The organism is Ruegeria sp. CDSA079, from assembly GCF_059612245.1.
In genome coordinates, this window is record NZ_JBXWQF010000010.1 from 137,332 (window position 1) to 152,280 (window position 14,949).

At 58.4% G+C, this 14,949-nt stretch carries 15 protein-coding genes; 11 read left to right on the forward strand and 4 right to left on the reverse strand.

Going from position 1 to position 14,949, the window contains the following annotated elements:
* The first annotated feature begins 70 nt into the window (after positions 1–70).
* The 3 genes from AC2FJZ_RS12855 to AC2FJZ_RS12865 all read left to right on the forward strand — a co-directional run bounded on the left by AC2FJZ_RS12855 (position 71) and on the right by AC2FJZ_RS12865 (position 4,524).
* Positions 71–2,989, forward strand: a complete 2,919-nt coding sequence (locus AC2FJZ_RS12855; RefSeq protein ID WP_496777977.1) for an error-prone DNA polymerase — start codon at positions 71–73, stop codon at positions 2,987–2,989.
* A 48-nt stretch (positions 2,990–3,037) separates the two neighbouring features.
* Positions 3,038–3,451, forward strand: coding sequence for a group III truncated hemoglobin (locus AC2FJZ_RS12860; protein WP_496777979.1), 414 nt, complete (start codon positions 3,038–3,040; stop codon positions 3,449–3,451).
* Positions 3,452–3,585: 134 nt separating this feature from the next.
* Complete coding sequence (locus tag AC2FJZ_RS12865) at positions 3,586–4,524, forward strand: DMT family transporter (protein WP_050605172.1); 939 nt, start codon at positions 3,586–3,588, stop codon at positions 4,522–4,524.
* 10 nt (positions 4,525–4,534) lie between these two features.
* Here AC2FJZ_RS12865 and AC2FJZ_RS12870 read toward each other — a convergent pair whose 3' ends face one another.
* Positions 4,535–5,257, reverse strand: coding sequence for an NYN domain-containing protein (locus tag AC2FJZ_RS12870; protein WP_496778003.1), 723 nt, complete (start codon positions 5,255–5,257; stop codon positions 4,535–4,537).
* Between the two features lie 98 nt (positions 5,258–5,355).
* On the reverse strand, positions 5,356–6,468 hold the full coding sequence (locus AC2FJZ_RS12875; protein WP_496777981.1) for an S-(hydroxymethyl)glutathione dehydrogenase/class III alcohol dehydrogenase: 1,113 nt from the start codon (positions 6,466–6,468) through the stop codon (positions 5,356–5,358).
* 130 nt (positions 6,469–6,598) lie between these two features.
* Between AC2FJZ_RS12875 and AC2FJZ_RS12880 the strand changes: the two genes are divergently transcribed.
* The gene (locus AC2FJZ_RS12880; RefSeq protein ID WP_496777983.1) at positions 6,599–6,886 is read left to right on the forward strand and encodes an I78 family peptidase inhibitor; all 288 of its coding nucleotides are present in this window, start codon (positions 6,599–6,601) and stop codon (positions 6,884–6,886) included.
* A gap of 61 nt (positions 6,887–6,947) precedes the next feature.
* Positions 6,948–8,600 (forward strand): DUF6504 family protein, encoded by a 1,653-nt coding sequence (locus tag AC2FJZ_RS12885; protein WP_496777985.1) that lies wholly within the window; start codon positions 6,948–6,950, stop codon positions 8,598–8,600.
* 3 nt (positions 8,601–8,603) lie between these two features.
* Here the strand turns inward: AC2FJZ_RS12885 and AC2FJZ_RS12890 are convergent, their stop codons facing one another.
* Positions 8,604–9,329, reverse strand: coding sequence for an SDR family NAD(P)-dependent oxidoreductase (locus AC2FJZ_RS12890; protein WP_496670329.1), 726 nt, complete (start codon positions 9,327–9,329; stop codon positions 8,604–8,606).
* A gap of 193 nt (positions 9,330–9,522) precedes the next feature.
* Here AC2FJZ_RS12890 and AC2FJZ_RS12895 point away from each other — a divergent pair, with 193 nt between their 5' ends.
* Genes AC2FJZ_RS12895 through AC2FJZ_RS12915 form a run of 5 tightly spaced genes read left to right on the forward strand, consistent with a single transcriptional unit; the run spans position 9,523 to position 13,729 of the window.
* Positions 9,523–10,854, forward strand: a complete 1,332-nt coding sequence (locus AC2FJZ_RS12895; protein ID WP_496777987.1) for an NAD(P)/FAD-dependent oxidoreductase — start codon at positions 9,523–9,525, stop codon at positions 10,852–10,854.
* Complete coding sequence (locus AC2FJZ_RS12900) at positions 10,808–11,353, forward strand: hypothetical protein (RefSeq protein WP_496777989.1); 546 nt, start codon at positions 10,808–10,810, stop codon at positions 11,351–11,353. Before AC2FJZ_RS12895 ends, AC2FJZ_RS12900 begins: the two co-directional genes overlap by 47 nt.
* Positions 11,353–12,576, forward strand: a complete 1,224-nt coding sequence (locus tag AC2FJZ_RS12905; RefSeq protein ID WP_496777991.1) for an MFS transporter — start codon at positions 11,353–11,355, stop codon at positions 12,574–12,576. Before AC2FJZ_RS12900 ends, AC2FJZ_RS12905 begins: the two co-directional genes overlap by 1 nt.
* Positions 12,573–13,190: a DUF3833 domain-containing protein gene (locus tag AC2FJZ_RS12910; RefSeq protein ID WP_496777993.1), complete on the forward strand. Its 618-nt coding sequence runs from the start codon at positions 12,573–12,575 to the stop codon at positions 13,188–13,190. Before AC2FJZ_RS12905 ends, AC2FJZ_RS12910 begins: the two co-directional genes overlap by 4 nt.
* A complete protein-coding gene (locus AC2FJZ_RS12915; RefSeq protein ID WP_496777995.1) occupies positions 13,187–13,729 on the forward strand; it encodes a DUF3833 family protein in 543 nt (180 codons plus the stop codon). Before AC2FJZ_RS12910 ends, AC2FJZ_RS12915 begins: the two co-directional genes overlap by 4 nt.
* A 27-nt stretch (positions 13,730–13,756) precedes the next feature.
* Here the strand turns inward: AC2FJZ_RS12915 and AC2FJZ_RS12920 are convergent, their stop codons facing one another.
* Positions 13,757–13,981, reverse strand: a complete 225-nt coding sequence (locus tag AC2FJZ_RS12920; protein ID WP_496670299.1) for a hypothetical protein — start codon at positions 13,979–13,981, stop codon at positions 13,757–13,759.
* A gap of 121 nt (positions 13,982–14,102) precedes the next feature.
* Between AC2FJZ_RS12920 and AC2FJZ_RS12925 the strand changes: the two genes are divergently transcribed.
* Positions 14,103–14,852: a hypothetical protein gene (locus tag AC2FJZ_RS12925; RefSeq protein WP_496777997.1), complete on the forward strand. Its 750-nt coding sequence runs from the start codon at positions 14,103–14,105 to the stop codon at positions 14,850–14,852.
* The last annotated feature ends 97 nt before the right edge of the window (positions 14,853–14,949 follow it).

Consider the following 14,949-nt stretch of genomic DNA (forward strand, 5'->3'; position numbering starts at 1 on the left):
TCCCAAGCGACCCGTTTCCTGCTCAAAGGACTCGAAAAAGAACAAAACGTGAATATAATAGGGAATCGTCATGTATGCCGAGCTGTCGATCACGTCGAACTTCACCTTCCTCACCGGGGCCTCCCACCCCGAGGAGTATATGGAGCGTGCCGTCACCCTGGGCCTGCCCGCCATTGCGATTGCTGATGACAACTCGGTCGCCGGGATCGTCCGCGCCCATACCCAAGCGCGCGAGATCGCCCGTAAGGTCCGCGAACGGCTGGAGTGGGAAGCACAGAATACCTCCATCGGCCCGCCTTGCCCCGATCATATCCCCAAACCGCCGTCCTATCCGATCCACGCAGTACCCCGCCTGATCCCGGCGGCGCGGCTGATCTTCACCGACGCGCCGACCGTCACCGCCCTGCCCCTGAACCGGCAGGGCTGGGCCAACCTGTGCCGCATCCTGTCCACGGGCCGCCTGCGTGCCGAGAAAGGCGACTGCATCCTGCACCTGTCCGACCTGCTTGAATTCTCTGACGGTCTTCACCTGCTGCTCTGGCCACAAGCGGACCGATCCCAAGGCGGCGCGAACGCGTGGCGAACACAGACGCAACAACTGACGCGCCGCTTTGCCGGGCGGATACATCTGTTGATGCACCCTCGGTATGATGGCGCAGATAGCTCATTTTTCTCTTTATTAGAGGCTGAATCAAAGCAACTTGGCATCCCCACGCTCGCCAGCGCGACGCCGATGATGCATCACGGGGCCCGCCGTAAGCTGGGTGACGTCATGACCGCCATCCGCCTGCGCCGTAAGGTGGACGAGTTAGGCCGAGAGGCTTTGGCCAATGGCGAACAACGTCTGCGCTCCGAGACCGAGATGCTGCGTATCTTCAAAGGTCATGAGGGCGCTGTTGCCCGCGCCCATGAGCTCAGCACCCAACTCATATTCTCGCTCGACGAGCTGCGCTATGACTATCCCAGCGAGGGTAGCGAACAGGAAACCCCAACCGAGCGTCTGCACCGTCTGGCGCATGAGGGGTTGAAATGGCGCTATCCGGCGGGCGCGTCCGAGAAGGCCCAGAAGATGCTGGCGCATGAGCTCACCCTGATCGGCAAGCTTAAATATGAACCCTACTTCCTGACCGTCCGCGACATCGTCCATTTCGCGCGCTCGCGTGACATCCTCTGCCAGGGGCGCGGCTCGGCGGCCAATTCGGTGGTCTGCTTCTGCCTCGGCATCACCGAGGTCAGCCCCGAGATGGGCACGATGGTGTTCGAACGCTTTGTGTCCGAGGCCCGCGATGAGCCGCCCGATATCGATGTCGATTTCGAACACGAACGCCGCGAAGAGGTGATCCAGCACATCTATGACCGCTATGGCCGCGAACGCGCGGGGCTGTGCGCCACGGTTGTGCATTACCGAGGCAAACGCGCCATCCGCGAGGTGGGCCGCGCGATGGGGCTGACCGAAGACACGATCTCGGCGCTGTCCTCGCAGCTTTGGGGGTTCTTCTCGACCGTCGGGCTCGAGGCGCACCGGATGCGGGAAATCGGCCTTGATCCCGAGGATCGCCGACTGAAACAGACTCTAATGTTGGTTTACGAGATCGACGGCTTCCCCCGCCACCTCTCTCAACACGTGGGCGGCTTCATCATCACCGAGGGGCGTCTGGACGAGCTTGTCCCCATCGAAAACGCCACGATGGAGGACCGCACGGTCATCTGCTGGGACAAGGATGACATCGATAGTCTGGGCATCCTGAAGGTCGATGTCCTAAGCCTCGGGATGCTCACCTGCATCCGCAAGGCGTTCGATCTGATCGGGCAGCATCATCAGACCAGCTATACGCTGGCGACCCTGCCGCCCGAGGACCCGGTGGTCTATGACATGCTTTGCAAGGCCGACAGCATCGGTGTGTTTCAGGTGGAATCACGTGCACAGATGAACTTTCTCCCCCGAATGCGGCCGCGCAATTTCTATGATCTGGTGATCGAGGTCGCCATCATCCGCCCCGGCCCCATTCAGGGCGATATGGTTCACCCCTATATCCGCCGCCGGAACGGAGAGGAGGAGGTCAGCTTCCCTTCGGACGAACTGGGCGAGGTGTTGGGTAAAACGTTGGGCGTGCCGCTGTTTCAGGAACAGGCGATGCAGATCGCCATCGTCGGCGCGGGTTTCACCCCGGAGCAGGCCGACAGGCTGCGCCGCTCGCTGGCAACATTCAAGAAGCACGGCAATGTCAGCGAATTCCGCGCGCTGTTCCTACGTGGTATGAAGCGCAACGGGTATGATGACGACTTTGCCGAGCGCTGTTTTTCGCAGATCGAAGGGTTTGGGTCATACGGTTTCCCCGAAAGCCACGCGGCCAGCTTTGCGTTGCTGGTCTATGCCTCGGCCTGGATCAAATGCCACCACCCCGGCATTTTCGCCTGCGCCCTGCTGAATTCGCAGCCGATGGGGTTCTATGCCCCCGCCCAGATCGTGCGCGATGCGCGCGAGCATGGGGTTCAGGTGCGCCCGGTCTGCATCAATGCCAGCTTCTGGGACAATGTGATGGAGCCGGACGGCCATGGCGGGCTGGCCCTGCGGCTGGGGTTCCGCCAGATCAAAGGGCTGAGCGAGGAAGACGCCAGTTGGCTGACCGCCGCGCGCGGCAATGGCTACACTCAGGTCGACGATGTCTGGCGTCGCGCGGGCCTTGGCCCGTCGGTGATCGAACGGTTGGCCGAGGCCGATGCCTTCGCCGGCTGCGACCTGACCCGGCGCGAGGCACTGTGGCAGGCCAAGGCGATTGCCACCGCAAAGCCCTTGCCCCTGTTCTCGCAAGATCTGGAAGGCGAGGCGCTGGACGAACCCGAAGCCTATCTGCCGCAGATGACATTGGGTGAGCAGGTGGTCGAGGATTACGTCGCCACCCGTCTTAGCCTGCGGGCGCATCCGGTGGCCCTGCTGCGGCATCTGCTGACGCCGGATGGGCGCGACAAAACCACCTCTGTCATGTAACGCCGGAACTCCCTATCTGCCAAAAACAGAGACGACATTCAGGCCACCATGACCAGACCACCCCTTCCTCCACGCTTTCCCGCGACGCCAGAGCAGATAAACGCGCAGGTCCGCGCCTTTTACGCCTGTGTGCGGCAGGACAGTGTGCTGGGTCCGGTCTTTGCCAACCATGTCACCGACTGGCCTGCGCATGAGGAAAAAATCGCGTCGTTCTGGCGCAATGCCATCCTTTATGAGCGCAGCTATGACGGCAATCCGCAGCGGGTTCACATCGAACGGCCCGATGTAAAACCCGAGATGTTCGTCCACTGGCTGGACCTGTTCGAAGACGTCGCCGCGCAGACCCTGCCACCAGAAACCTCTATCCCTTGGGTTGCGCTGGCCCGGCGCATCGGCGTGGGGATGAAGGCCGGGGTGCAATCGGCCCGCCAGCCCAAGGACGCACCGCCGATCCTGCGTTGATCCCACATCATAGCTGGCTTGCGGTGTTAGCGGTAAAATAGGGGCTATGCGGGCCGAGGGAATAGGGTTACTCAGAGGCAAGACAGCCCCTCTGCGCTGCCCTTTCACATCGAAACATCACCCGAGGCCGACCCATGAGCACTCAGAACACCACTCTCCGGGGTCTTGGCTATGCATTTGCGGGCTTTGCGGTCTTTGCCACCCATGACGCGCTGATCAAGGTGCTGGGCGGGACTTATTCGGTGATGCAGATCATCTTTTTTGCCACGCTGTTTTCCTTTGTCCCGATGGCGGTGACGATCCTGACCGACAGGACCACGGGCAATTTCCTGCCGCATCATCCGTGGCTGGTACTGCTGCGTTCAGGCCTGATGGTGACGGCCATGTCCTGCGCTTTCTATGCGTTTTCGGTCCTGCCACTGGCCGAGGTTTATTCGTTGCTGTTTTCCTTTCCCCTGATCGTAACGGTCCTTTCAATCCCGATTCTGGGCGAAGTTGTCCGCGCCCAGCGCTGGGCCGCCGTCGGAGTAGGCCTGATTGGCGTACTGATCGTTCTGCGCCCCGGTTCAACAGATATCACGCTGGGGCACCTCGCCGCTTTGACAGCCGCGTTCTGCAGTGCCTTTGCCTCGGTTCTGGTACGTAAGATCGGAAATGAGGAACGCTCGGCGGTATTGATCCTCTATCCGATGCTGCTGGCCATCTTGGTGATGAGCCTGACGCTACCCGCCATCTATCAACCGCCCTCGCTGTTGCACCTGGCGATGATGGCGCTGGTCGGCGTGTTCTCGGTCATCGCCCAGCACCTGATCATTCTGGCCTACAGGGCCGCGCCTGCCGGTGTTGTCGCCCCCAGCCAGTACAGCCAGATCATCTGGGCGACGATCTTTGGCATGGTTTTCTTTGGTGAACGCCCGGACATCTGGGTCGCGGTTGGAGCAAGCGTCATCATCGCGTCTGGCGTCTACGTTGTCTGGCGCGAGAGCCGGGCGAATACGTCATCGGTCAACACCCCGGTGCTGCGGGTGCGGTCGCCTCGATCAGATACAGGTGCGACACGGCCGGGAGACTAGAACCCAGGCGTCAAGTATCCTTGCATCTGATCTTGAGATCACCATTTGTACCGCTCTTATCAAAGCGATCGATAGCACGTACCAAATCGCTCAGCCTTTTATAGCCATAAGTTCGAGAGTCGAAATCCGGATACATCTTGCCTAATTGGCTTCCCACAAATGAAAGACTGGCCCAACCATCGGCTTCGTTCGTGTTTAGTACAACGTTCCGGATCAACTGGTATGCATGGTTCAGCTCATGCTTTGATTTTACGTCACCGACTTTTTTGACCTGAGGCGCGCCAGCTTCAGGCTTCTCTATGTTTTCAATGTAAATGAATCGGTTGCATGCTGCGACAAACGCGCTTGGTGCCTTGCGTTCGCCGATCCCAAACACATCCAAACCCTGTTCGCGGATACGACTGGCGAGACGGGTGAAATCACTGTCAGAGGACACCAATACAAATCCATTGAACCGGCCTGAATGCAGGATATCCATGGCGTCAATCACCAGCGCGATATCACTTGAATTCTTCTTTGATGTGTTAGCGAACTGCTGATGTGGAACGATGGCATATTCGGCCAGAGATTTGGCGTCCCACCCTTGGGGCGATCCATTGGAAAAATCCCCATAGATCCGCCTTAAACCCGCTTCGCCCAATGTTGCGATTTCTTCAAATATCTCAGCGGCATGTTTTGCGGAAACGTTGTCCGCATCAATCAGAACCGCAAGGCGGTCCGTATTTCCTGGTATCACCTGAATTCCTCAACTCAAAATTTAATTCGCATTGAGATATGTAAGAATGAAAAAGGGCGGACAAAAGCCCGCCCTGTGCATTTTGCATATTTTTATCAGTAGACTACGACAGATCTGATGCTCTCACCTTTATGCATCAGATCAAAGCCGTGGTTGATGTCGTCCAGACCCATGGTGTGGGTGATCATCGGATCGATCTCGATCTTGCCGTCCATGTACCAATCGACAATCTTGGGCACATCGGTCCGGCCCCGTGCGCCGCCAAAGGCGGTTCCGCGCCAAGAACGCCCGGTAACCAGCTGGAACGGACGGGTCGAGATTTCGGCCCCTGCAGGCGCCACGCCGATGATGATTGATTCACCCCAGCCCTTGTGCGCCGACTCAAGGGCTGTGCGCATCACGCCAACATTGCCGGTGGCGTCAAAGGTGTAATCGGCACCGCCCTTGGTCAGGTTGACCAGATAGGGAACCAGATCGCCTTCGACCTCGGTCGGGTTGACGAAATCGGTCATGCCGAACTTGGTGGCCATCTCGACCTTTGACGGGTTGAGGTCGACACCGACGATCTGATCGGCCCCGGCCAGACGCAGGCCCTGGATCACGTTCAGGCCAATACCGCCCAGACCGAACACAATCGCGCGGCTGCCGACTTCCACCTTGGCGGTGTTGATCACCGCACCAATGCCGGTGGTGACGCCGCAACCGATATAACAAATCTTGTCGAAGGGCGCGTCCTCACGCACCTTGGCCAGCGCGATCTCGGGCAGAACCGTGTGGTTCGAGAAGGTCGAGCAGCCCATGTAGTGCAGGATCGGATCGCCATCCAGCGTCGAGAACCGCGAGGTCCCGTCGGGCATCAGGCCCTTGCCTTGGGTTTCGCGGATCGCCTGACACAGGTTGGTTTTAGGATGCAGACAGTATTCACACTCACGACATTCAGGAGTGTAGAGCGGGATCACGTGATCGCCTGGCTTCAGGCTGGTGACGCCCGGGCCGACCTCAACCACAACGCCCGCGCCTTCGTGGCCCAGAATGGCCGGGAACAGGCCTTCGGGATCGGCACCCGACAGGGTGAATTCATCGGTATGGCAGATGCCGGTGGCCTTGATTTCCACCAGAACCTCGCCCGCCTTGGGGCCTTCGAGGTTCACGTCCATCACTTCCAAAGGTTTGCCCGCCTGAACGGCAACGGCGGCACGGGTACGCATGGTGCTAATCTCCCTGTCTTATTCGCCCCGACCCTGCGTCAATTGCAGGGTGTTTTCAACTGTGCTTTCATGCCAGACTTGCTAATTGGTTGATATTGCAGAAACGACATCGCCGGAATGAGGAACGCCAATGCACAGATTTATCCCGATTCTGATCCTTCTGGCCGCCTGTGCCGAAACGCCCGTCCCCGAAGACGCACGCCTTGCGCCCGAGGCCGCGCCGGTTGATCTGGCCTTTTGTCAGGGCGAAGCATTTGCCAACTCCGTAGGCCAGCCGGTTTCAACCATTCGGGCCGATTTGCCGGAACGCACCCGCGTACTGGGGCCGGATGATATTGCGACGCAGGATTACCGGATCGACAGGCTGAACGTCTATGTAAACGGTGCGGGCGTTATTCAACGCCTGACGTGCGGGTAAACGTGGACTCAGCCGCTGATTCTCGGATAAGAACAAAATGGGAACATTTTGATGTCTGCCGATGCCAAAACGCCGAATACTCTCATTGTGGTTTCCCCGTCTTGGGGCTGAACGGCTGATCCGCACCGCGCGGGGGCTGCATTCTGGGCCGTTAGCCGTGGTCACTGAGCAGTCGAACATGCAGGTCATTACCTCGCTGAATATTGAGGCGCAGGCCGCCGGGCTGCGTGTGGGCCAGCCGGTGCGCGATGCCCATGCCATGTGCGCCAGCCTGATCACACGGCATCGCAACGCCCCGGCCGAGGCCGCGTTTCTGACCGCGCTACGCCGCTGGGCGGGTAAGTTCAGCCCCTGGGTAGCCGAAGAGGCTCCGGACGGGCTGATCGTCGACCTGTCGGGCTGCGCGCATCTGTTTGGCGGGGAAGAGGCGCTGCTGAGCGTGCTTGAAACCGACTGCGCCGATATGGGCCTCAGCGTGCAGATGGGCATTGCCGACACGCTGGGCGCAGCCTGGGCTTTGGCCCGCTATGCGGGGCAAGAGGCCACATCCGACCGCAATGGCGATGCCATCAGCCAAGAAGCTCGCGCCACCCGCGCCCGGGCGGGTAAACGGCGGCACTGGACCAAAGGCGGGGCTGCACCACAGGTGATGGCCTTGGGTGGTGGCGCGCGCATTGCGGCACCGGGGCAATCTTATGGTGCACTCAGCCCCCTGCCTATCGCGGCGCTGCGGTTGGACGATCCGGTTGTGGCACAGCTGAACCGTCTGGGACTGCGCCGGATCGGCGACCTGCTGGGCCAGCCGCGTGCCAGTTTGGCGCGGCGCTTTGGGCGTGGGCTGGTGCTGCGGCTGGATCAGGCCATGGGCAGCGCGCCCGAGCCGGTTTCTCCGGCCCGCCCACCACATCATTTTGCGGTGCGGATGACGCTGCCCAATCCGATTGGTCTGATTGAAGATGTCATGGCTGCCGTCGATCGGGTGCTGCCAACGCTCTGCGCCAAGCTGGAAGAGAAAGATCGCGGTGTCCGCACCTTGCGGCTGGAGGCGCATCGCGCCGATCAGGCTGCCGAGGTTATCGAGATTGGGCTGGCCCGTCCGACCTATGACAAACACCGGATTCGCCCCTTGTTAGAGATGAAAGTTGACAAGATCGATGCAGGCTATGGCATCGACATGCTGCGGCTTGAGGCGATCCAGACCGAGCCCATCCACGCCCGCACGATCGCCGGTCATGCCGAGGCGCGCCGCGTGGCCCGTAACAGGCTTGAGGGCAATACAGCCGTGGATGACCTGATCGGTAAGCTGGGCGCAAGGGTAGGGCTGGAGGCGATCACGCGGCGACATCCAGCGGCCTCGCACATCCCCGAGAAAACGGCGCAGACGCTGGCAGCGGCGTGGTCGGAGCCTGCACGCGACTGGCCTGCGCCGCCACGCCCCCGGCCCTTGCAGATGTGGCAGCCCGAGCCGGTTATGGCGCCGGAGACCCCGGATGTTCCAACCACCTTCCGCTGGCGCGGGCGCGACTGGCGACTGGCGCAGGCCACCGGCCCGGAACGGATCGCACCGGAATGGTGGCTGGATGATCCCAACTGGCGCAGCGGCGTGCGCGATTACTGGGTGGTGGTGACAGAACAGGGGGAGCGTCTATGGCTGTTTTATGGCCATGGCAGCACTATGTCGGCAGGCTGGTTCTGTCAGGGGTATTTTTGTTAGACTCTATTTTCTGCGATAAACCAACAGATCCGGCAGATAATCAATCAGGCGAATAAACCACGAAAACGGTGCCGGGAAATCGGTACGGAACCGGCGGCGCGACATCGCTTTGACCACGCGTTCTGCCGCATCCTCAGCAGTCATCAGCATCGGCATTTTGAAACTGTTCTTGTCGGTCAGGCGGGTCTTGATGAAGCCGGGATTGACAATGCGCACCGTCACGCCCGTACCCGCCAGATCATGCCGCATCGTCTCGGCCAGCGAGATCAGCGCGGCCTTGCTGGCCCCATAGCCGATAGCGGAAGGCAAACCATGATACCCGGCCAGCGATCCGATCAACGTGATCTCTCCGTGACCCGCCTGCACAAAGCCCGGAACGGTTTCACCCAATACCCGCAACGCACCCGAATAGTTCACATCGCTGATCCTGAGCGACGCCTCGGTGTCCCAGTCGCCCGAGCGCATGGGCTCGTAAGCGCCTGCATTATAGATCAGCCCATCGATATGGCTGGCCTCGGCCACGGCGGTGCGAACAGAGTCTAAATCAGTCACATCGCAGGGAATCGCCCGGGCATTAGGCAGCTTGGAACAGATATCATTCAAACGCGCAGAGTTGCGCGCAGACAGGATGAGATGCGCGCCCTCACGGCTCAACGCCTCAGCCAAGGCGCGGCCCAAGCCCTCGCTTGCGCCGATGATCCAAATGGTTTTCCCGTCAAAGCTGCTCATGTGTGGGCCGTTTCAATTGTGTTTCACAATAATACGGCCCCGCATACGCGTCGGATCAAAACGGTATCGCAAATCACGAATGCTGTAACCAGAAGTCACAAGGTAGTGCATTTGTTAAAAACTCCTATCCCGAGTGATCCAGCGCACCGTACCGTGCGTATCCCATTGTAAAATGTCACATAACGAGGCTGGAATGTTCGACGAAATCCGGGGTGTACGGAAGAAAATTGCGATTGTAGGTGCAGGCATTTCGGGTCTCTCCGCCGCGTATTACCTTTCAGAAAACAACGACGTGACGGTGTATGAAGCCGAACCCAGATTGGGCGGCCATGCCCGCACAGTAATGGCTGGCAAAAACGGAGAGCAGCCGGTCGACACCGGATTTATCGTCTTCAACTACGCCACCTACCCCTATTTGACCCAGCTTTTTGACGAATTGAACGTACCTGTCATCAAAAGCGAGATGAGTTTTGGCGCGACCATCGACAACGGTCGCATCGAATATGGCTTGAACAATTTGCGCACGCTGACCGCGCAGAAACGGAACCTGGCGCGACCCGCCTATTACAAGATGATCGCTGACATCCTGCGCTTTGGCAAGGAAGCCCCCGAAGCCGCCAAGGACGACGACACCACAATTGGTGAACTGGTCGATCAGCTGCGTCTGGGACACTGGTTCCGGCACAACTATCTGTTGCCCATGTGCGGCGCGATCTGGTCTACCCCGGTCGAGTTCGTGGATCAGTTCCCGGCCCGTTCGCTAGTACAATTCTTCCGCAACCATGCTCTGCTGGCGAGTGGGCGCGCCAATCAGCACCAATGGTACACTGTCAAAGGCGGCAGCATCGAATATGTCCGCCGCATCGACGCCGCCCTGCGCGCCCGTGGTTGCGACATCCGGCTGGCCGCCCCGGTTCAGAATGTTCAACGTGGTGAAATGGGCGTCAGCGTCACAAGTCACGGCCAGACGGATCAGTTCGACGAAATCATCCTGGCAACCCACTCGGACCAGTCCCTTGCCATTCTGGGTCAACGCGCAACCCTCACCGAGGCCGCCGCGCTGGGTGCGATCCGCTATCAACCCAACACCGCAATTCTTCACTGTGACCCAGGGCAAATGCCGAAACGGCGCGCCTGCTGGTCCAGCTGGACTTATCGCTCGCAAGCTGGAAATGTGGGCGTGACTTATTGGATGAACCGGCTTCAGAACATCCCGGACAGCGATCCGCTGTTTCTGACGCTGAACGCCTCATCAGAAATTCCCGCGGACAAAATCTATGATCAGGTCGAATTTGCCCATCCGGTGTTCGACAAAGCCGCCCTGAAGGCACAAGGGCAAATCCGCGAGATGCAGGGACAGAACCGAACCTGGTTTGCCGGCGCATATAACCGGCACGGATTTCACGAAGACGGGATTGCCAGCGCGATGAATGTCGTTGCGCAAATAAATGGCACCCCGCAAACCATCGGAGCTGACAATGGCTTTTCTGGGAACGACCCGGCCATCGCTGTGGCGGCCGAATAACGGGATGTGGCGCGCGGCGCTGCTGACAGTGGCTTTGCTGGCCCCGCCAGGAGTGCTGGCATCGCCAGTGACAGAAGAATTGAACGACGCGCAACTGCGCGGCTCAGCGACTTTTCGGTATCTGGGTCTGCCGATTTATGACGCCAAACTCTATACCCCCGGTGGCGCTCCGCTTAATTGGAGCGAAGACATCGGCCTGCAACTGACATACCGCAAAAACATCAAGAAGAAAGCGCTGGTCAACTCGACCCTGGACGAGATGGACCGGATCGGACGTTCTACCCCCGTGCGCGATCAACTGGACCGGTGCTTCAAATCCGTGACCAAGGGGGACAGCTTTCTGGCTGTGTCCAACGGGCCGGATAACGTGAGCTTCTGGCTGAACGGTCAAAAGACCTGCACCATGTCTTATCCGGGTATCAAGCGCAGTTTCATGTCCGTCTTTCTGGGGGAAAACACGCGATCCGCGTCTTTCACGCAGAAACTTCAGGGGCGCTGATGCTTTATCCTCGGGTCAGCCTGTACGCGTTGATGCTCGCTGCGGCGGGTATCCCACTTTATATACACCTGCCGCGCTTTGCGGCGGTAAATCTGGGCTTTGGCTTGGGGGTTATCGGAACCGTCCTGCTGATGATCCGTCTTGTAGATCTGGTGCAGGATCCGTTGATTGGCTGGGCAATCGACAAATGGCCAAAGGGACAGCTTGTGTTCGCCTCTCTGGCTGCATTGGGGCTGGCGGTTGGGTTCCCTCTGCTCTTTAGCTTGCCGCAGGGTGCCAGTGTATCAGCGCTGATCGCGATTCTGATCTTGCTGTTTTCGGCATACAGCCTCGGAACCATTCTTCTGTATGGGCGCAGCGCAACTTTGGCAAAACACACCGATCCAAAAGAGCTGATGACCTTGGCGGCCTTTCGTGAAGGCGGGCAACTGACCGGCGTGGTCATCGCCGCGAGCGCCCCGGCGCTTTTGGTTGCATTCGGAGCACAAGCCCAAGGTTATCCCGCTTTTGGAGTGTTTTTGGGACTGTTGTCCGTTCTGACCTTGGTGCTGACCGTTCCGATCTGGAGACGTACGCCAATCACTGGCACCGGCCTGTCTTTTGCGGGGCTGGGTCAGGCTGGGGGATTGCGTTTGCTGGCTCTCGCGCTGGTGAACAGCCTACCGGTAGCCATCACCTCGACCCTGTTTCTGTTCTTTGTAGAAGACCGACTGCAACTGCCGGACAAAGCTGGCCCACTGTTGATCCTGTTCTTCCTCAGTGCAGGCGCAAGCGTGCCGCTTTGGGCCAAGCTCAGCAACCGGATTGGCCCGAAACAGACTTTGCTGATTGCCATGCCCCTCTCGATCGCGGGGTTTATCGGTGCCGCTAGCCTAAGCGCCGGAAATCTTGCCGGGTTTGCTGTGATCTGCCTCGCCTCGGGCGCTGCTCTGGGTGCGGACATGGTCGTGTTACCCGCCATGTTCTCGGTCGTCCTGACCCGGGCCGGGCTGAACGCATCTGCCGCGTTTGGTATCTGGTCTTTCGCAGGCAAACTGGGCCTTGCTCTGGCTGCCTTTTTCACCTTGCCGCTGTTGGAACGCAGCGGTTTCACCCCCGGTCAAACCAATTCTGCACAAGCGCTGGATACACTGAATCTGGCCTATGCAGTGCTGCCCTGCATCCTGAAAGTTGGGGCATTTGGAATGGTCTTGACCCTGTCGACCGAGGTCGCAAGCAAATGAACGCTATCGCCATCATACTGCTGGTCCTTCTGATCGCAGTTTTCATCCGCGCCCGACTGTTGAGCTTTCGCGCGCAATCTCCGTCGGATTACACAGGAACTGGTCCTGTCTTTTCGCTAAAAGAGCATCTGAACGGGGAAATCCTGTCCGAGGGGCTGATCTATGGCCCCAATGGGAAGATGTCGAACAGCTTCGTCGCCCGTATGGTTGGCGAATGGAACGGAAACTCGGGCACGCTGTCCGAATATTTCACCTATTCCAACGGCAAACAGATGTCCCGAAAATGGTATCTGACACTGGGCACCGGCAACACCTTCACCGCAATGGCAGACGATATTGTCGGTGAGGGTCAGGGCATCATGTCGGGATCAACCGTCAAACTGACCTACCGGATCATCCTGCCTGAAGATGCCGGTGGACACACTTTAGATGTGACAGATTGGATGTATCTGACGGAACACGGGGTCATCATGAACCGGTCCGAGATGCGCAAATTCGGCCTCAAGGTCGCTGAACTGGTGGCCACGATGCGCCCCGCTCCCGACGTGAAAATCACACATGTGCCAGGTGCAAACGGGTATGATGCGACATCCGAAGGGAAACCGCTGCAATGAGTGTTTTCCGTTCCCTGATCACGTTTCTGGCAATTGCAAGCCTTGCCCTTCTGGCGGCGTGCTCCAGCAAGCCCAAAGTGCCCAAGACGTTTTTGTCCGACCGGCAATTGAACCTTGAGGAATTCTTCGAAGGCAAGACGGTGGCCTATGGTCAGTTTCAGGATGTTCTGGGCAATATCCCCCGCAGATTCACCGTTGATATCGACGGGGCATGGGATGGCGAAACCCTGACACTGGTCGAAGATTTCGTCTATGACGATGGCGCCACCGAACAGCGTATCTGGTCTCTGACCAAAACCGGTGAAGATACCTGGACAGGTACTGCCCCCGGCGTGTTGGGCACTGCCAGCGGGATTGAGCGTGGGGATACGTTCAACTGGAAATACAAGATCGACCTGCCGATCAAGGACGGGACGATGCGTGTCAAATTTGACGACTGGATGTGGTTGTTGGATGACGACCGGCTGCTGAACCGCGCCTATGTCTCACGCTATGGCGTGCGCCTGGGCGAAGTGATCCTATTCTTCGAAAAGAAGTAGCCGACGTAGGCTCAAACCTTCATTTCGTCAGTAAAAGATGAATTCGTCGGTAGGAACCTGTGACGATCCACTGGCCGATCCTGCCCGCTTCGTTCTTGTCCCGTCCGAGGCGGCAGCCTCGGGTACAAGTGCATTTTCTGATTTGAGGCGCGCGCGCTCAATCTCACCCCATAGGAAAAACAGACCGTCCCTTTTGCCCATCAAACGCGCAGGCACCCTGGCCCGCAAAACACGTGTTTTTGCTTGTGGCATCTGCTCTCTCACTGCCTCCGGTGTTGTCCACCTTTTTGGAAAGGCTATCGAATTTGTGCAAAAAAAGCAATTTTGCATAAGCAAAATGGCGCTCGCAATCATGCATTGATGGGCTGGCAGCATGACTCACTTTAAGATTGCATTCGAGTTCTGCGCCCAGCAATCGTTCTCCGACCTGTTTTCCCAACCTCAACCAAATCGCGCGGCGTTCGCCGAAAGAGGGGGGGTGATTGTAGCACCCCCCTCTGGAAATACCGGAACGCAAGAAGACCTCAAAATGCACGTAGTACATCGAGGCTTCGACACTTTCGCACTTTCGATTCAGGCGAACATTTCTCAGGAGCTGTTCGATTTGCTTAATACCGAACGGGACAGAGCCGAAGAAGAGCGGCACCCCGTTCCGATCAGCTACGGTGGCGCAGACTTTGACTTGTTGCCCCATGGTGGCAACGGGTATCGCTTTATCCTAAAAGGGGGGCCTTTGGATGTGCATTGGTCCTTCAAGAAACCAAATGCACGCGACCCTTGGGGCATTCGGATTTCGGTTGGTTCAACACTTCTTGCGACACAAGGGCTCGGGTGCGCGCGATCTTATATTGATAAGACCCTGACAAGGCTGGGAACCGATTTGAATCGCATTAGGGTATTATCGGTCGGGCGGATTTCTGCGTTGATGTACTGGCACCTAAATACCAAACATGACCGTTATCTACGTCGTCGGTATTTTTCTAAATCTCGCGGGTCTAGGTCTGGCCATATCGGGCTTATTGGGTGGTCCGGTCAAAACAGATGCATGTATAAAAAACCTACCAAACCCATTTTCCGCCATCGTTGTTGGCGTCACTGTTTATCTGATATCAATCTCGAATGATCTGGCTTTCATTGCGCTTTCTCTAGGGTCAGGACCCATTGATTTTCGTTTTGCAGCATGATTCACGGTTCTAAAACTGAGCGGTGAACATGTCTGA